This is a genomic window from Synechococcus sp. PCC 7335, from assembly GCF_000155595.1.
Lineage (GTDB): Bacteria > Cyanobacteriota > Cyanobacteriia > Phormidesmidales > Phormidesmidaceae > Phormidesmis.
The window spans coordinates 1,341,874-1,359,323 of the sequence record NZ_DS989904.1; the positions used below are offsets into that span (position 1 = coordinate 1,341,874).

14 protein-coding genes are annotated in these 17,450 nt (G+C 48.0%); 6 read left to right on the forward strand and 8 right to left on the reverse strand.

Features of this window, described 5'->3' with window-relative positions:
• Positions 1 to 37 precede the first annotated feature (37 nt).
• Positions 38 to 1,207 (reverse strand): cysteine desulfurase family protein, encoded by a 1,170-nt coding sequence (locus S7335_RS06005; protein WP_006455305.1) that lies wholly within the window; start codon positions 1,205 to 1,207, stop codon positions 38 to 40.
• A gap of 214 nt (positions 1,208 to 1,421) precedes the next feature.
• Between S7335_RS06005 and S7335_RS06010 the strand changes: the two genes are divergently transcribed.
• Positions 1,422 to 1,985 (forward strand): hypothetical protein, encoded by a 564-nt coding sequence (locus tag S7335_RS06010; RefSeq protein WP_006454654.1) that lies wholly within the window; start codon positions 1,422 to 1,424, stop codon positions 1,983 to 1,985.
• A gap of 72 nt (positions 1,986 to 2,057) precedes the next feature.
• Here the strand turns inward: S7335_RS06010 and priA are convergent, their stop codons facing one another.
• Positions 2,058 to 4,757, reverse strand: coding sequence for a primosomal protein N' (gene priA, locus S7335_RS06015; protein WP_071776910.1), 2,700 nt, complete (start codon positions 4,755 to 4,757; stop codon positions 2,058 to 2,060).
• Between the two features lie 339 nt (positions 4,758 to 5,096).
• Between priA and S7335_RS06020 the strand changes: the two genes are divergently transcribed.
• Together S7335_RS06020 and S7335_RS06025 are read left to right on the forward strand one after the other, a co-directional pair.
• Entirely contained in the window at positions 5,097 to 6,500 is a 1,404-nt protein-coding gene (locus S7335_RS06020) for an RNA polymerase sigma factor, RpoD/SigA family (protein ID WP_006453855.1), read from the forward strand.
• Positions 6,501 to 6,549: 49 nt separating this feature from the next.
• A complete protein-coding gene (locus S7335_RS06025) occupies positions 6,550 to 7,335 on the forward strand; it encodes an HAD-IIB family hydrolase (protein ID WP_006453590.1) in 786 nt (261 codons plus the stop codon).
• 226 nt (positions 7,336 to 7,561) lie between these two features.
• On the opposite strand, the gene S7335_RS25770 is transcribed toward S7335_RS06025, so the two are convergent.
• The 3 genes from S7335_RS25770 to S7335_RS06040 are packed head-to-tail and all read right to left on the reverse strand — an operon-like array spanning position 7,562 to position 11,141.
• A complete protein-coding gene (locus S7335_RS25770) occupies positions 7,562 to 9,139 on the reverse strand; it encodes a serine/threonine-protein kinase (RefSeq protein ID WP_006456292.1) in 1,578 nt (525 codons plus the stop codon).
• A 26-nt stretch (positions 9,140 to 9,165) separates the two neighbouring features.
• Entirely contained in the window at positions 9,166 to 10,152 is a 987-nt protein-coding gene (locus S7335_RS06035; protein WP_038015739.1) for a glycosyltransferase, read from the reverse strand.
• Positions 10,153 to 10,181: 29 nt separating this feature from the next.
• Positions 10,182 to 11,141, reverse strand: a complete 960-nt coding sequence (locus S7335_RS06040) for a LysR family transcriptional regulator (RefSeq protein WP_006455684.1) — start codon at positions 11,139 to 11,141, stop codon at positions 10,182 to 10,184.
• A 176-nt stretch (positions 11,142 to 11,317) separates the two neighbouring features.
• Here S7335_RS06040 and S7335_RS06045 point away from each other — a divergent pair, with 176 nt between their 5' ends.
• Both S7335_RS06045 and tatA read left to right on the forward strand, forming a co-directional pair.
• Positions 11,318 to 11,617 carry a hypothetical protein gene (locus S7335_RS06045; protein WP_006454152.1) on the forward strand — a complete coding sequence of 100 codons (300 nt, stop codon included), beginning with the start codon at positions 11,318 to 11,320 and terminating at the stop codon, positions 11,615 to 11,617.
• A gap of 210 nt (positions 11,618 to 11,827) precedes the next feature.
• The gene (gene tatA / locus S7335_RS06050; RefSeq protein ID WP_369791675.1) at positions 11,828 to 12,061 is read left to right on the forward strand and encodes a twin-arginine translocase TatA/TatE family subunit; all 234 of its coding nucleotides are present in this window, start codon (positions 11,828 to 11,830) and stop codon (positions 12,059 to 12,061) included.
• 176 nt (positions 12,062 to 12,237) lie between these two features.
• Here the strand turns inward: tatA and purB are convergent, their stop codons facing one another.
• Entirely contained in the window at positions 12,238 to 13,533 is a 1,296-nt protein-coding gene (gene purB, locus S7335_RS06055) for an adenylosuccinate lyase (protein ID WP_006457716.1), read from the reverse strand.
• A gap of 263 nt (positions 13,534 to 13,796) precedes the next feature.
• Here purB and S7335_RS06060 point away from each other — a divergent pair, with 263 nt between their 5' ends.
• On the forward strand, positions 13,797 to 14,501 hold the full coding sequence (locus S7335_RS06060) for a DUF1361 domain-containing protein (protein WP_038015741.1): 705 nt from the start codon (positions 13,797 to 13,799) through the stop codon (positions 14,499 to 14,501).
• A 511-nt stretch (positions 14,502 to 15,012) separates the two neighbouring features.
• Here the strand turns inward: S7335_RS06060 and S7335_RS06065 are convergent.
• Positions 15,013 to 15,366 (reverse strand): hypothetical protein, encoded by a 354-nt coding sequence (locus S7335_RS06065; protein ID WP_050765956.1) that lies wholly within the window; start codon positions 15,364 to 15,366, stop codon positions 15,013 to 15,015.
• Positions 15,367 to 15,590: 224 nt separating this feature from the next.
• Positions 15,591 to 17,225 (reverse strand): peptide chain release factor 3, encoded by a 1,635-nt coding sequence (gene prfC / locus S7335_RS06070; protein ID WP_006456983.1) that lies wholly within the window; start codon positions 17,223 to 17,225, stop codon positions 15,591 to 15,593.
• Positions 17,226 to 17,450: the final 225 nt, after the last annotated feature.

Consider the following 17,450-nt stretch of genomic DNA (forward strand, 5'->3'; position numbering starts at 1 on the left):
GCTTGATCCTTCAGCGCCTGATGAAAGGCTCTAAAGTTTACACTGCTATCTCAGTAGCTGTTTGTCTCTGAGACCTGACAGCTTGCCTAACTATAGTGGCGGCTCGTTCAATCTCTTCTAGGCTAGTGTGTCTGCCTAATCCAAATCGCAGCGTTGCTTTAGCCTGGTCATGGCTACGCCCTAATGACTGGATAACGTGGGACGGCGCTGCCTTTAGAGAACTACAGGCCGAGCCAGATGAAATAGCGATCGCATCTCTAATCTCTAAAAGCAGCGCATTACCATCTATTCCATCAAAGCTGATATTCAAATTATTAGGCAATCGCCGCGTAGGGTGACCATTGAGGTAGATGCCAGGGATAGCTTGCAGATGCTGCCAAAGGCGATCGCGCAAGCTCTTCAACCGCTGCGTTTCCGTCTCCATTTCTGCTACGGCCAATCTCACCGCTTCACCAAATCCCACAATCTGCGGCGGATACAATGTACCTGAGCGGATGCCCCTTTCTTGACCGCCGCCGTGTAGCTGAGGTGAGATCTGCACCCGAGGATTCTTTCTACGAACATAAAGTGCGCCAATCCCTTTGGGGCCGTAGAGCTTATGTGCGGTCATAGAGAGCAAATCGATGTGCATCTTATCCACGTTTAGCGGTATCTTGCCAACGGCTTGGGCTGCGTCGGTATGAAAGAGAACGCCGCGTTCACGGCACATCTCTCCAATCTTTTTAATCGGCTGCAGCACGCCAATCTCATTATTCGCAGTCATCACTGAGACCAAAATGGTATCGGGCCTAAAGGCATCTGCTAGCGCCTGTAACTCGACTAATCCATCAGGCTGAACCGATAGATAAGTTATCTCAAACCCCAAGGTTTCTAGATAGCGACAGGGCTCTAGAACGGCGCTATGCTCTGTCTGCACTGTGATCAAATGTCGACCTGTGCTCATATAGGATTCGGCTACGCCTTTAATCGCGAGATTGTTTGCTTCGGTGGCACCACTGGTGAAGACAATCTCAACGGGATCGGCTGCGATCACCTCTGCCAAAATCTTTCTTGCTTGTCCTACGCTTGCCTCTGCTTCCCATCCGTAGCTATGGTTCAGGCTACTCGGATTGCCAAAATAGTCAGTAAAGAAAGGCAGCATCGCCGACAGTACCTGCGGATCGACGGGTGTAGTCGCGTTGCAATCCAGATAAATTGGCCTAGACATACCTTATTCAACAAATTCGTTATTCTCTAACCCTTGCAAAAAGATAGCCTGCATAGTCATCTTCGTTGGGATTGGTGACAATCAGCGCACCTCCTACGGCTAACAAAGATAAAAGTGCAAGCGAAGCGCCAAGTTTCATGGCGAGTATTAAGGTTAGATCAGTCACCTTACTGTAACGTTTCGGTGGAAAAGACCGCATTTCGAAGCTTAGCCTATGAATACCCCGGCTCATGCCATATTTAATCTTGCCTTGCTGAGCCGCAAGCAGAAGCCGCAGTGGAATCCGCTGATCATTTGGGGGGCGTTGATTCCCGATTTGGCGATGTTTGGCTTCTATTTCTGGCTAAAGTTTGTCGTAGATCTGCCAGAGTCGCAGATCTGGCGAACGGAATATTACAGACCCGCCTGGCAACTCCTTTTTGACTTTTTTAATTCCATTCCGCTAGCTTTGCTAGGAATTGGCGTTATGGTCTATGCCAAACGCACTGGCATCGCGCTGTTGTTTTCTAGCATTGTGCTGCACTGCTTAGAAGATCTGCCCGTACATAATGATGATGCCCATCGCCACTTTTGGCCGCTAAGTAATTTCCGCTTTGAGAGTCCGGTGTCGTATTGGGACCCAACTTACTACGGAGATATCGTTAGTCGATTGGAAATAGTGCTAATGCTGGTAGCGAGTGTGTATGTGTTTGGTAAAGTGCGATCGCGTTGGACAAAAGCACTCCTCGTGATAGCAAACCTACTGCCTCTAGCGGCCTATCTTTATTTCACGAGCTGAGGACACTTCTATGGGGCAGACTTATGGGTCAGACTGAGCAGCCTCCATCCCAAACAGCTTAAGCCAAACAGCTCAAGACAGATTCAGCGGATCAACGTCAATCGTCAAGCTAATTCCTTTGGGGGGCCGCAAACGAGTCAGATTAGGCAGAGGCGCTTTGGGCGCGAGCTTTAGCAAAATGTGCCAGCGATAGCGCCGGGCCACTCGGTGGATTGGGGCAGGGACTGGACCTAGTAGTTCGTAGCTAGCGGCGGTGTTCTTGTCTGTGGCTTCTAGCGGTGTCACTTCTAGATTGATAGCTTCTAGCTTATCCGCTAGCCTAGCGGCGGCCTTTTCTACGGTCTCAGGCTCTAGCCCACTGAGCCGTAGCAGAATCAAACGGCCAAAAGGAGGATACTGAAGCTCAGCGCGATCGCGTAACTCTTGCTGCAAAAACTGCTCGTACTGGTCTATCATCTGCGGCTTTATCGCTTGTTGTTTTGCCATTGGCTTCTTTTCAAGCTGAGGCATAGAGATTCCTTGTTCATCCTCGGTGCTAGAGCCCCTTAGGGCCTGAATTACCGCATTCTCTGGGCTATAGGTTTGCACGATTACCCGTCCTGGCTGCTCACCTCTGCCGGCCCTACCTGCTACCTGAGTCAGCGTCTGATATGCTCGCTCGCTCGCCCGAAAATCTGGCATAAATAGCAATCCGTCTGCCGCAATGACGCCCACTAAAACCACCTGTGGTAGATCAATCCCCTTAGTGAGCATTTGGGTGCCTACCAGCAGATTCGCTTCCCCTCTAGCAAACCGGGCTAACAACGCTCGATGCGCACCCTTATTCCGAGTCGTGTCACTATCAAAACGAATGCACTTTATCTGCGGTAGGTATTTAGCTAGATCATTGACCACCCGTTGGGTACCGCTGCCAAACTTCTTGAGATAGGGGGATAGACACTTAGGGCACTTACTTGGGTGAGCTTGGCTAACCCCACAGTAGTGACACTGCAATCGAGCTGCCGCTTCAGCATGAGTCTGGTGATATGACAGTGACACATCACAGTTAGGACATTCCATGACATGACCGCAGCTACGGCAAGACACAAAGCTGCTATGTCCTCGCCGATGGATGAACAAAATCCCTTGGTTTCCTGTTTCAACTAAAGTCTCTAAGGCAGTTTGCAATGTTCGACTAAAGATGGTCCGATTGCCCTCGTGTAGTTCCTTACGCATATCGACGATCTCGATTGGGGGAAGCGGTTGGGCGTGGACGCGGGTGGGAAGGCAGAGGTAGTGGCCTCGGCGAGGTATCTGAGATGGGGTAGAGCCTAGCAGCCTAGCAGAGTCTGGGAACTCTCCTTCCACAGAATCGTTCGGTTGAGGCAAAGGGGCAGGGAGTGGTTTGAATCGTATCCAGGTTTCTAGTGAAGGCGTGGCTGAGCCTAGAACCAGCGGACAGTTTTCTAATTCTGCGCGCCATCTGGCTACTAGGCCAGCATGGTAGCAGGGCATCGGCTGGTCTTGTTTGAAGCTGCTGTCGTGCTCTTCGTCCAAAATGATGATGCCAATATTTGGCAGCGGGGCAAAGACGGCTGAGCGAGTGCCGATGATGATTTGTGGCTCACCCGATAGCATCTGCCGCCAGGTGTCGTAACGTTCCCCTTCGGAAAGGCCACTGTGGTAGACACAGACTAACTCTCCAAAGCGACTTCGAAAGCGGTCGGTCAGCTGTGGTGTTAGACCAATTTCAGGAACGAGGACAAGCGCTGACTTTCTGGCCTGAACATGAGGCGCGATCGCCTGCAAGTATACTTCTGTCTTGCCTGATCCAGTGACACCGTGTAGTAGCACTTCTTCATATCCCTGGATCTGTTGAATCTGAGAGAGTGCCGCCGACTGGTCTTGAGTCAGCTGTTTGGGCTGATCAGGTAAGGCGGTTGAATGACTACTTGAGCGCAGCCTCTCTCTTGGCGCAATGACTAAATAGCCTAGCGCCTCAATCTTTTTCAAGGTTTGGCTTGTCGTCTTTAACTGCTGAAGGGCGTCACTTAGCCATAGCTCGCCGCCGCATCGTGCCAAACCGTGAACTAATTCTTGCTGACGAGCGGTGAGTCCTGATGCTGGCGACTCGATAGTACGAGTGAGAAAGACTGCCTGACGTTTTTGAGGTTGAGGCGATCGGGGCGTTGCTAGATAGCTCTCTACCCACCCCAAGCGTAGTAGCTGTTGCAAGGCTTGAGTGGCCGTTCCTGTTCGCCTGGGCGCTCTGATCTTTTGCTTTAGATATTGCCAGCTATAGTCTTTTGTTTCTGAATTATTCAGAGTTTCTATTAAGAGAAGTGCTGATTGAGAGAGCTTTGACTGATAGCCAGATAGCTTGACAGTCTCTGAAGATATTGATTGACAGAGTCTGACTCGGCGTTGTGTTCTAGACAACAATCCAGGAGGTAATGCTGCCCGCACAATTCTAATTAATGGTGTTTGATAGTAGTCTTCGACACGGATTAATAACTGCCAATATCCTTTAGTAAAGAAGGCCTTGTTGATAACGCTTTCAATTGGTTTGATAGCCTCAGCAGACACCTGATTGGGCAGACAGGTAAGTATACGAATAACAACTCCACCTATCAGCTGAGCCCCAAAGGGAACCCCGACGATATCACCTGAGCTGACTACCAGCTCCGAAGGAACACGGTATATATATGTATCAAAAGCCCTATTGGCAGTCCCAGGACAATCCACCAAAACGTCGGCCCACATAGTCTTAACCTTTTGCTCGGTTTGATCCATGAACTAAAAGTAGTCAAATAGATTGAAGATAGTAAAACCGAATACAAAACGTGCAGAAATTACTTGACACTGCGTCGAGCAAACGAAGAATTAGATATTATGAGAGCCAAAAACGAAACGTAACAATAAAACCAAAAACCCACCTATTAAGCTTTCTGGGGTTTTGCCTAGATAAGCAACCACTCGTTAGAAAAAACGTCTTAATGATGGATTGCTATAGTAAGCGGTAATTGCACCTAAAGAAAGACATATATACGTAAGAATATAAACGTAGAAGCGTACAGTTCAGAAAGTCGTCCAGTTCAACAAGTCGTCTCTGATGTTTACCTCTTTATAAGTATGACAGCCTCAAAATCTTCTAACATCAGTCCAACTAAGTTGGGTGCAAGCTCGACTACCGTCGTCGGTCCAGCTGTCGCACCAGAGCAGATAGACAACGATCTTTCTTCGGCCAGTGTCCTCATCCGGCAAGAAAGCCGTAGACAGGGATCTAGTGATAGCCACAGTGAAAGTCTATTGCTAAAAATTTGGAATGCTAGTGATGATGACTCAGATGACGATGACGACAATCAGTATGCTGACTCGACTACTCTTTTAGATGTAGACGAAGATGAAGAGAGCGATGATCTAGATGATGATTTGGAAAGTAGCGATCTCGACGACTTAGACGATCAGGCAATTCCAGAAGTGGGCGTTTTAGAGTCTGATGCGGCTATAGACGGCTCGGATGCTATCCAGTATTCTGTCCAATACTCTGATAAGGCTACGGCATCTACTCGATATCGAAAAGCAGCCAACGATGATGCTGTGGGTGCTTTCTTTAAAGAGATGGCTCGCTATCCCCTTTTGCAACCAACTGAGGAGATTGAGCTGGCTAGGCAAGTTAGAATCATTGTAGAAATCGAGGACTATTCAGAAAAAGCCAGTGAAACCCTCAAACGACGTCCTACCCACGCAGAGTTAGCTACTGCCTTTGGCTATACAGAAGGGCAGCTTAGGCAAAAACTTCGTCAGGCTAGAGCTGCTAAGCGTCGAATGATACGATCAAACCTGCGTTTAGTTGTCTCAATCGCTAAGCGCTATTTGAACCGAGGCGTCCCATTTCTCGATTTAATTCAAGAAGGTGCGTTAGGTCTTAATCGCGCTGCTGAAAAGTTTGATCCCGACAAAGGATACAAGTTCTCTACCTACGCTTACTGGTGGATTCGACAGGGCATCACTCGAACTATTGCGAATGATGCACGTACTATTCGTCTGCCGATCCATATTGTTGAAAAGCTCAACAAGCTGAAGAAAGCTCAGCGTGAACTACGAAAAGAGCTACAGCGCACGCCTACTGAAGTAGAAGTCGCTGCTGCATTAGAGATGACCCCTGAGCAGCTACGCACGTTGCAGCAGGTTCAAAGAAAGTCTCTGTCTTTGAATCATCGAGTAGGCAAAGGCGAAGATACTGAGCTAATGGAGCTGTTGGAAGATGGCAATTCTCTCTCTCCCGAATCGCAGATTAGCGAATCGATGATGCGTCAAGAGATCTCGGATGTGCTCACCGAGGTGCTCACAGAAAGAGAAAAGGAGATTATCGCTTTACGCTATGGCCTAACGACTGGAGAAACCCATACGCTCGAAGAGGTTGGTGGAATTTTTCAACTTTCGAGGGAAAGGGTCAGACAGATTCAAACTAAAGCTATGAGAAAGTTGCGTCGACCCCAAGTCGCTGCTCGGCTAAAGAATTGGCTGAGATGAGGGCTATAAGCACACTGTCTGTAAGACTTACTGCCTAAAGGGACATGCTATGGCCCCACAGGCATTAGCCGCTACTTATGGGCAACACTTTTGGCAAGATATCCGTTTGGTAGCGACGGATATGGATGGTACGTTGACCAGAGCAGGAGAATTTACGCCAGCGCTGCTAAAGGCGTTTGAATTGCTTGGACGGCACGATATCGATGTGATGATTGTAACAGGTCGATCGGCAGGGTGGGTAAGTGCGATTGTAAACTATTTACCTGTCGTTGGTGCGATCGCCGAAAATGGGGGTCTCTACATAGACAAACAAAGTGGTGATTCTAGAATTTTATCTGATATCCCTTGCTTCAGTCAGCACCGCGATTGCCTAGAAACCCTCTTTAATCATCTACGCAAACGCTATCCTGACCTATGCCCCTCAGTTGACAACCCTTACCGCATTACTGACTGGACCTTTGATATTGATAGTCTGACTCAGCGTGATCTCGACTGGATGCACGCTACCTGTAGTGCCGAACGGATGGACTTTACTTACAGCACAGTGCAGTGTCATATCAAAGTCAAAGGCCAAGAGAAAGCGATAGGGCTAAACAAAGCGCTGCGGCAGGAATTTCCAGAGATGACAGCCACTTCGGTTGTGACCGTGGGTGATAGTCCAAACGATGCTAGCCTATTCGACCCGGATCATTTCCCCTATTCTGTTGGCGTTGCGAATGTCTCTCACTATTTAACGGTGCTAGCGCATACGCCGACCTATATCACCACCGCACCCGAGGTGGGAGGGTTTGTTGAATTAGTGAATCAACTTACGAAGAGTAGATCAGACCTTTAAGGAAAAACTGCTACGTTTCTTCAGAGGAGCGAGGAGAGAAACGCAGCAGTTCGTCACACATTGCTGATGATCCACGGCAGCTGCTATGCATCATCATACTCCTGCTCATTATGGAGATAGCTAGGCTATAGAGTTAGGCGGTTTCGAAAAATGAAACCACTCGCCTGAGCTCGCTTGCCTGTATAAGAAACCCTGACAGGACCATCAGCCCAGTACTAGCGGTGAGCTATTTAACAGGCGAGTTATACCAGTCGTTTAACAAAGAAGTTAGCCAGCGAATATCTCGTTGAGTGATTGCGCCGTCGTGGATGGTTAGCTTGTAGTAGCTAGAAGATTTTTCTGTTCGATTGTGATTAGTGAGGATCCTTATCGCATTGCCGTCAGATAATGCGCTGATGTGGTAAATATTCTCTCTTTTGGCATTGACTAGATAGCTGGGCGATCGCAGCCAGTGCTTTTGGGAGATTAGTAATACGTCGTCTTTGATCTCAATATAGATGCGTCTTAGCAGCGCAATGTCTAGTTGTCGCAGTCCATTTCTCAGAAAGCGGAAGCCATAGGTAGCACCCATCATCCCTAAACCTGCTGCCGCGATCACAGCTAACCCCTTCAAACTTGACGGCATAGCTGGCGAAAAATCAAACCAATCAACCATATGCAGCGCTAAGGCTAGTAGAGCACTGCCAAATAGAAGCGGCGGTAGCGCCTGACAAGCTTGTTTTGACTGTAGGCCTGGTGGACGAATGGTCAGTCTAAAAGCATTGAGCTTTCGCTGAGACTGAATTTTAGTGAAAAAGGGCTGATAGCGGTTACGTCCGCCCGGGGTGATGGGAACAGGCATTACCTGCGCTTTCGTGGGCTTCCAAATACGCTGCTTAAGCATCGCTAAAGGGAGATGATTGAGCGCGCCTAAGGCTTGTTTGGCAGAGGCAGGGCGATCGCATATCTGCGGTTCGATCAGCCAGTTGAGCCACTGCTGAAAATCAGAACTAATCTTGGTACTTGCACAGGTGAATTTTACCGGTAGTCCATTACATGGCAGTTCGCCTAGATGAGAGCCCGTTATCAGATAGATCAGAGTCGCCCCTAAGCTGTACAGGTCTGAGGCAAAAGTGGCCTGGGCGCGAACCTGTTCTATGGGCACATAGCCATAGGTTCCAACCAATGTCCCGGGCCGTTGCTCGCTAACCGGTCGCGCCGTTCCAAGATTTAACCAGGCTGCCTGAATAGTGGTTTGATGGGTACCTGTCACTCTATTAGAGGTAGAGACAGTGATATTACTAGGTCTAATATCCCTATGGATAAGTCCTTTTTGATGAAGATGAACCAGTCCTTGCAAAAGTTGTTTAGCGATTAGGCGAACTTCAGCTTCACTGTGCTGCTTGCCTGCTGCTACCTGCTGCGCTAGGGTTTGACCTCCTCGATCAGACTGCACTAGCACTAGCGCTGTGCCTTCGGCTGTCTCTAAGCGAAAAGACTCTAAATAGCGAGGAATCGTTGGATGATCCAAAGATTTCAGCAAGTGAGTCTCTCTTTTAAAGCAGTCAATATCACTAGCGGTTGTGCTCTTTTCTAGCCTGATGGACTTGATTACAACAGAGCGATTCTGGCGTGCATCATGAGCTAGCATCTGCTGATAGCCAAAGGGTTGGCCAATCGGTCGCAAATCTTCGTAACGCCCATCTAAGCGTTCCGTAATAACCGAGTTAGAAGAAAAGATAGCCATTGCTGACAGTTGAAGAAAACTTGCTTTGATTGTTCCCAACCTAATTTTTTGAGGAACGTTCGGGCTAACTTTTTCCATTCATGCGTAAAGATATGTAACCAGGTCTATTTAAACTTGGAGAGGATTCTTTTGACATTCAGCTGGGCGATTCGCAAACGGGTGAGCTGAGGAATATCTGACGATGACGCAGTGGCCTGATAGTCAAAGAAAGCATTAATCTCCGTTAGTATAGTTGTCAATCTGGGAACTAGATTCTCACGACGATAAGGCGCGAAGAAAGAATCAGGAGTGGGGGTAAAGCTTTCCCATCTGTTCACGGTTTGGAGTATTCGATGGGTGTCGTAGTGAGTAGAGTAGCCAGCTATCTTCTGACAGTTGAATCCTGGGTCAAGATAGTCAGATAACGCATGGTTTACGCTGGAGAATACTTGAACGCCACAGGCAAGTGCTTCCATCGGGGGCAGCCCAAATCCCTCACTGAGTCGATATTTTCCCCAGTATTCAGCCGAATCGTATAAATACACCTTTGTCCGGTTAAATAGCCTAATGAGATCTTCTACATAGCTGTCTAATACAACAACATGGCATCTCTTTTTTAGAGCGGGCAAGAGCTGTTTGAGTAGATACTCAGAAGACTTTCTGGTTTGGACTAGAACGTCGATGTCTCTTAGCATTTGGCGGTTTTCAAAAGCAGGTGAAATTTCATTAGGTAAAAGATAAATCAATGAGCCTAATGCCTTTTCACCCCAGTAGCCCATCGTGTTATTGCTAACAGCTAGTATGGGCACACTAGGTGGAACAACAAAACCATAGCCAGTGCTATGGGCGTGATAAATAGTGGGGCGATCACCCAGGCGCTTCAGTAGCTTGGGTACATCAAATCCCCAGCTAACAACAAAGATGCAGCTATGATCTATTGGCTCTGACAATAAGTCCTCTAAGAAAAGGGTATTCGCCTCTCGCTGACGATAGGTGACAACTTCTGCCTCGCAAATCTGCTGAGCTAGCTTTAGGGTATTAAGTTCAGCGGTGAGCCCGCCAGCAAAAAAACTTTGGGTCGTTCCAGGCAATAGAAATAGTAGTTTTCTCATCAAAAATTTGGACTTTACCCTTGGCCTGACTAGCTTCTTTTACCATACGCGGGCTCCTTCGCATATGGCGATATTCCACTTTGATGTTTCTTTTCTAGATGCCTGAAAGTATCTAGAAAAGCGTAAGTCGCAGGGGTAAGCAGCGTACCCTTAAGCCAGCTAATGCCTAAAGGACGCGTGATATTGAACGGCAGCTGGGCAACTCGAACTTCATCGGGAACAGGCCGGGTAGCTAGCTCGGGTAGTAGGGTAATGCCAAGCCCTTGTCTGGTCATGCTAACAGCGGTGGAATCGTTAGCAATGAAGTAGTCTATTTTGACGGGCGGGCTAGCTTGCTGAAGATGCACGGTGATCCCTTTACAGCAGTCGCTAGATGAGGTTATTAATGAATGCTGTCGCAGATCGTCCCAAGAGAGCTGAGATGGAATATCTAAACGATTCGGTGGGAGTAGTGCAACGATAGGATCTTCCATGAGTAAGAAGGTTTCACAGTCTCCACTCAAGACTAGGTCCGCAAAAACCAAGTCAACTTTGCCTTCTTGCAATGAATCTATGAGCTCACGCTTACCGTCATACTCAATAATGGTGATTTGAATAGTGGGATGATGTTCGTGCAGGTGAGCGATTGCACCTGGCAAGATCTCGCTGGCCAAACTTCGAAAGGCGCCAATCCGCACTAAGCCACCGTCTGTGCCGCGAGCCCGAGCAGCTTCTTGCGCCATATCGTCGATCAGCGCTAGGGTTGCTAATGCTTGAGTGTAGATGCGATCGCCTACAGGCGTTAAAGACGCTCGTTGCCGGCCCCGATGAATCAGCATCACCCCAAGCGCGTCTTCTAGGGCTGCTACGCTATGACTTACCGTCGACTGACTAACATCTAGCTGCAGAGCAGCCTCACTAAAGCTACCAGTCGTCGCAACGGCAATCAGCATTTTGAGCTGCGAAAGCTTAACTTTGTCTCGTAGCGTCTTTGCGGGTTTTCCAGACATGGTTCGCCTACCGTCTGCTTTCGGTTGCTTATATGCATAGGCTATCGTGATTCTCGATGTATGACATATCTATCTTTTGCATAGCGCCTATTCGTACAGTGCTTTGCCACTTCATAACAGACTTTCTAAGCTGTATTCACTGCAGGAAAGAACAATCTTGTTTTGGAGAGCTTGTTATGACTCATTCAACCTCACGTTCAACTTCGCGTGATCGTCAGCACCTAGAGCACCTATGGCATATACCTCCTACTTCCCATAATGCTGAAAAAGCTACTGCGCGCATCAATCGCTGGTTAAAGCTAGCAGGAAAAAGCCTTGTTGACTTGCTCACTAATTCTCAACAACTGCGCGTTTGGACAAAGGACACACGAACTGGTACGCTCTGGTTTGCCTACGATCCAACAACTGGACAAACCATCTCTCAAACCTCTGAAGAAGGTTTACGCGCCTGGCTAGAGCAGCGTCACTACCAGTGATATATTGCCGTTAATGTTTGCGGTCATAGAGGTATAGCAATTGGACAATATCTGTATTCCACTAGAATTGCTTAGCTTGGAACCCGATCAGCAAAGTCAGACGCTAAGCATCTTTGCTGATCGAGGCCTTTAATATCCATCTAGACTGTTTCTACACCCATCTGACTCTATCCCTATCTGACTTCCTTTAGACTGCAATCCAGCGTTCCTATGCCTGTGAGCGTCTATGATAGTGACAGCAAAGCTGCGTGTTTAGGAGCTAGTGACATGTTTGGGTTAGGCGTACCAGAAATGGTGATTATTGGCGTGGTCGCTGTACTGGTGTTTGGGCCAAAGCGGATTCCTGAACTAGGCGGAGCACTCGGCAAAACGCTTCGGGGGTTCAAAGATGAGATGGATAGGCCAGATGACGAAGGCGATGACTACTTCGAAGAAGAAAAGTGAAGCGCAAGCATAATGAGCAAAGTGCCATAGCAAAGCGCGAATGCATACTCTTTGAGAAGGCATTCGCGCTTTGCCATAAGATTCTGTTCTGAAAGGCAGATAAACTTTCATAAGGCCTTGTCTACAGTCTGTCGTAGACAAGGCCTTTAAAAGGCTTTTCAGAGAATTTTATCCTTTTAAATATCCAATCGCTGGTAAACCTTATCTAGATTACGAAGCTGGTAGTCTGGGTTAAAGCATTCAGCAACTTCTTCACGAGAAAGGTTCTCTTGAACTTGTGGATCGCTTTCGATTAGCTTCTGGAAGTTGCCACCAGGGGTGTTCCAGGCCTGGTGTGCGTTGGACTGGACGATGCGGTAGGCGTCTTCTCGGCTGATGCCTTTTTCAACTAGAGTAAGCATGACCCGCTGGCTAAAGACAACTCCGCCGTACAGGTTCATGTTGCGAGACATATTTTCGGGATAAACCAGCAGATTTTTGATCAGCTGGGTAGTTTCGACCAACATGAAGTGAGTAAGAATGCAGCTATCTGGGAAGATAACGCGTTCTACTGAGCTGTGGGAGATATCGCGTTCGTGCCAAAGGGCGACATTTTCTAACGCGGCGATCGCGTTCCCCCTCAGTATCCTTGCCATTCCAGTTAATCGCTCGGATTTGATTGGATTGCGCTTGTGAGGCATCGCCGACGATCCTTTCTGCTTTTTAGAAAAGAACTCTTCTACTTCTAGAACATCGGTGCGCTGCAAGTTACGGATCTCGATAGCAAAGCGCTCTATTGAGGCGCCTAGACCCGCTAAGCTCATGATAAATTCGGCATGGACATCGCGTGAGATGACTTGAGTCGACACCGTATCGGGTTTGAGACCTAAGATCTGACAGGTAATTTCTTCTACTTCTGGGTCAATATTGGCGTAGGTCCCGACTGCACCAGAGATCTGACCGACAGCGATTTCATCTTGAATGTGAGTAAGGCGTTCGCGGTGACGCTGCATTTCGGCTAGCCAACCGGCCAGTTTGAAGCCAAAGGTCATGGGCTCAGCGTGAATTCCGTGCGACCGGCCAATCATTACCGTGTCGCGGTGCTCTTGTGCCTTGTAGCGAATGGCCTGGATCAGATTTTCGACGTGGGTCAAAATCAACTGATGACTGGCGACAATTTGCAGAGATAGCGCGGTATCTAGTACGTCTGAGCTAGTCATGCCTAGGTGAATGTAGCGACCAGCATCGCCGACATACTCGTTGACGTTAGTTAGAAAAGCGATGACATCGTGACGAACTTCGGCCTCGATTTCTAGAATGCGCTCTACGTCAAAGTTGGCTTTCGCTTTGATAGTCTCTACCGCTTCTTTGGGAATACGACCTAGCTGTGCCTGCGCCTCACACACAGCAATTTCTACCTGGAGCCACGTCTTGAACTTGTATTCATCGGTCCAAAGCTTGCCCATCTCGGGCAGGGTATAGCGTTCTATCAAGGGGTGCGATCGCCTAAAGCAACCGGATCATTTTATCGGGTAATTGCCATAGGCTCCCAAGTGATTTTTGATTCGTTTGGCTTTTGTCCAGAAATCTTTGCGCTTAGACCTGTGTTTAGTATCTCCGGTAGGTCCACACCACAGACCTACGCTGCTACCAAAGCCTACGTAGTTACCGACTTGCGCATAGCGATATGCAGCCGCTAGATATACAACTATAGACAGCAATAACCATCACAGTAGCAGCACTTGTTCAAACTTCTATGGCTTACCTTACTCTCTCCACTTGGATCGCAGATGCCATGAGCGAGGCACAGCGCAGTATCGACTTTATGCTATGGAATACCTTTCTCGCGCTAATTCCGCTCGTCTTAAGCCTGTGGCTCTCTCGCTTTGACAAGGCTTCTTTCGAGGATGATCGCAGCTTTAGTGCGAATCGCTGGAACCCGCTCTGGCTTGTTCACAGGCTGGGCTGGTGGCTAGGATGTGCTCTTTTTATCGCTTTCTTACCTAATGCGCCTTACGTACTCACAGATATTATTCACCTGGTCCGATTTATTCGACAAGGGGCATCGCTACCGACAATCTTGCTAGTTTTAATTCCTCAGTATTTAATCTTTATGCTGATAGGGATAGAATCATATGTCCTGTCTATCATCAATCTTGGTCGCTACCTGCTAAAACACGGTCTGAGACACTGGATTCTATCCGCCGAACTGATGCTGCATATGCTGTGTTCAGTTGGGATCTATCTAGGGCGCTTCCCTCGGTTTAATAGTTGGGATATCGTTACGAATCCACAGCGCCTAGCGCTTTATATCACGCAAGATTTGCTGCGCCTAGAGCCAGTGCTAATTATATTAGTAACCTTCGTGATAATCACTACGCTGTATTGGCTGCTAAAGCAGGTTACCTTAGCGATAGTTTGGTACTGGCGATCGCGTGAACACCGTCAGCTTTGGAACTAAAAGCTAGCTGGTTTATCAAAAAGCAAAAAGTGAGTGGGACACAACAATGTCTCACTCACCTTTACAATAGATTTAAAGCGAAATCGGCTAAAAATAGACTACAGCCAAACTGCAAAAACGGAACTATCGAAGATCAGTTTTACTAGTCTGCTAATCAACGTTAACCGGCTCTGGCGAAGAGAAAGTTTGTAGCACAGCCCAGAAAAGCTTGACACTAAGTCCAACTAAACAAACAACAATCCCAAGTGTCAACATAACGCTGGGAACGTGAAGAACAGTCAGTGCGAGCACTACAAGAGCTAAACAAAGGATAGTTATATTCATAGTAAGGCTCCTTCGATCTCTTCGAGAGACTACGCCTCCATCGTAACAATCGTACTAAGTTCTGTGGAGCGCACAGTTTGAACCTTAGTAAGGCTTAATATCTTTGAACTAACTCAAAGTGACAGATATAGTGACAGCCACAAAGATGAAACTGACTATGAGTGAAACCGGGAGCGAAACTGGCTGTCTAGCTAACATTTACTTCAAATCCTTTTCCCCTGGTACCTTCACTCTTGGCTGGAACATCTGTGCTGACCTCTAACTGGGCTACGTTCGGGATGCCTACACTCGCTTTCAAAGTAACCCTCTCAGTATTGATATCTTTCTCCCTAACTTGATCACCCGCAATTTGCAGGACGTCTAAAGCCTGATCGACTGCTGTTTTAATTGCCTCTTCTGTCGCTTTCTCTGCTGCTTCCTTGGGTTGACCCTCAGTCAGACTAGATACTTGACTCACAACTTCGTTCCCTGCTTTTTCAACCGCGCGAGTCACCTGATTAAGGACCTCTTCGCCTTTTTTGATGATATCGTTTTGGCTCATAGATTCGATCCACAAAGGGACAGTAGATAATTCAAGCGCAACGCTTGTTGCCTTATTCTCTTCGATGTTAAAGGGAGCAGCATCTGTCTTGAGATATCTATTGCCTTGAAAGCTCAACTCGGGTTGAAGGTTCGCAGTTCGTTGTAGAGCGGCAGTTCGTTGTAGAGCGATAGCTTCTCTATCAGCAGATCTTTGAGTATCTTCTAGTTCTATATGTCTTCGTTCTATATGTCTTCGGGCTGCATTCCAGAAACGACAGGCGCAGTGTTGCTAAGTTTAAGATCAGGGTGATCGCTTTCTACCTGGCGACAGTTCCATTCATTCTTGAAGAGTAAAACGGGCCGCCCATAGCTATCTTTAACCGTTGCAGTATTAAATATACGCCCGGCTTTCTCTAGGGCGGGCCAGCCGCCTGTTACCCACCTAGCAACACTGTAGCCAATCGGCTCTAACCTTGTTTCTACGTTGTACTCGTTTTTGAGCCGAAACTGTACGACTTCAAACTGCAATTGTCCAACAGCAGCTAAGATCGGATCACGCCGAGACTCGTCAGCAGAATACATAATCTGGACTGCGCCTTCTTCTCTCAGCTCAGAGACGCCTTTACGAAACTGTTTGAACTTAGAGGGATTCGGATTCTTGAGATAGGCAAACATTTCTGGAGAGAAGAAGGGAATGCCTTCATATTCGAGCGGCTCACCTTGATAGATGGTATCGCCAATTGCAAAGACTCCAGGATTGTTTAAGCCAATGACGTCGCCTGGATAGGCAGTTTCTAAAGATTCTCTCCCTTGTCCAAACAGTTTTTGCGGATGCGAGAGACGAACATTTTTACCCGTGCGGGCGTGATTCACGACCATGTCTTTTTCGAACTTACCAGAGCAGACGCGGATAAAGGCGACGCGATCGCGGTGCCGAGGGTCCATATTTGCCTGCAGCTTGAAGATAAAGCCTGAAAACTCTTCTTTGGTCGGCGGGACTGGGCCAATCGTACTTTCATGTACACCTGGCTCTAGCGCATAGTCTAGGAAGGCTTCTAAAAATAGCTCTACGCCAAAGTTAGTCATAGCGCTACCAAAGAACACAGGCGTCATTTGCCCCGCGTGAACCATCTCCAAATCTAGCTTCGGACCAATCTCATCTAGCATCTCTAGCTCTTCTGAAAACTGCTCAAACAGCTCGTCACCAACTAGCGCCTTGATCTTTGGATTCCCCCAATCGAGCACTAACTCTTTTGCTTCTTTACTGCCATGGGCGGTGCGTTCAAACAGATGCACTTGCTTCTTGCGGCGGTCAAAGACACCTTTGAACTGGTCGCCCATACCGATTGGCCAGTTCACCGCATAGGTAGTCAGTCCTAGCTCCTGTTCAATTTCGTCTAATAGCTCAAGTGGCTCACGTCCTGGCCGATCTAGCTTATTGAAGAAGGTAAAAATCGGCATATCGCGCATTCGACACACCTCAAACAGCTTACGTGTCTGTGGCTCCAAGCCTTTCGCCGCATCTTCTAGCATTACGGCATTATCAGCCGCCGCTAGAGTGCGATAGGTATCTTCACTAAAGTCTTGGTGCCCTGGGGTATCTAGTAGATTGATCCAGTAGTCGTCATAGCTAAACTGCAATACGGTCGAGGTGATCGAGATCCCTCGCTGCTGCTCTAATGCCATCCAGTCAGAAACCGCATGCCGCTGAGCGCGCCTAGCTTTGACCGAGCCCGCCTCGTGAATGGCTCCACCATAGAGCAGCAGCTTCTCGGTCAGGGTCGTTTTGCCGGCGTCTGGGTGAGAAATGATGGCAAAGTTACGGCGCTGCTCGACGGCTTCAGCAATTTCGCTTTTAGAAACTAAGGTGGAAGTCATAAGTTGATCAATCGATAGCGGTTGAGACTGCGTAAGTCTAGGTGGCTTCTGTGCTGGTGCCTTTTCCCCGCGTCTTTTGCAGTCGTACTAACAAGCAGAACGTCAGGCAAGCGGCGCTAGGCATCAATTGTAGTCTTTCCCTGCGCTGGTATGTATCTTTGCGTGTGAGCCAAGGCCGATATCAGCCTCCAGCACGTTCCTTCAATCGAAAATCTCAGAAGCTAT

Excerpts from the sequence above, each read along its gene's own strand:
- S7335_RS06005 (WP_006455305.1), bottom strand. The coding sequence starts at position 1,207 with ATGTCTAGGCCAATTTATCTGGATTGCAACGCGACTACACCCGTCGAT.
- S7335_RS06010 (WP_006454654.1), top strand. The coding sequence starts at position 1,422 with ATGAATACCCCGGCTCATGCCATATTTAATCTTGCCTTGCTGAGCCGC.
- priA (WP_071776910.1), bottom strand. The coding sequence starts at position 4,757 with ATGGATCAAACCGAGCAAAAGGTTAAGACTATGTGGGCCGACGTTTTG.
- S7335_RS06020 (WP_006453855.1), top strand. The coding sequence starts at position 5,097 with ATGACAGCCTCAAAATCTTCTAACATCAGTCCAACTAAGTTGGGTGCA.
- S7335_RS06025 (WP_006453590.1), top strand. The coding sequence starts at position 6,550 with ATGGCCCCACAGGCATTAGCCGCTACTTATGGGCAACACTTTTGGCAA.
- S7335_RS25770 (WP_006456292.1), bottom strand. The coding sequence starts at position 9,139 with ATGGAAAAAGTTAGCCCGAACGTTCCTCAAAAAATTAGGTTGGGAACA.
- S7335_RS06035 (WP_038015739.1), bottom strand. The coding sequence starts at position 10,152 with ATGAGAAAACTACTATTTCTATTGCCTGGAACGACCCAAAGTTTTTTT.
- S7335_RS06040 (WP_006455684.1), bottom strand. The coding sequence starts at position 11,141 with ATGTCTGGAAAACCCGCAAAGACGCTACGAGACAAAGTTAAGCTTTCG.
- S7335_RS06045 (WP_006454152.1), top strand. The coding sequence starts at position 11,318 with ATGACTCATTCAACCTCACGTTCAACTTCGCGTGATCGTCAGCACCTA.
- tatA (WP_369791675.1), top strand. The coding sequence starts at position 11,828 with ATGCCTGTGAGCGTCTATGATAGTGACAGCAAAGCTGCGTGTTTAGGA.
- S7335_RS06060 (WP_038015741.1), top strand. The coding sequence starts at position 13,797 with ATGGCTTACCTTACTCTCTCCACTTGGATCGCAGATGCCATGAGCGAG.
- S7335_RS06065 (WP_050765956.1), bottom strand. The coding sequence starts at position 15,366 with ATGAGCCAAAACGATATCATCAAAAAAGGCGAAGAGGTCCTTAATCAG.
- prfC (WP_006456983.1), bottom strand. The coding sequence starts at position 17,225 with ATGACTTCCACCTTAGTTTCTAAAAGCGAAATTGCTGAAGCCGTCGAG.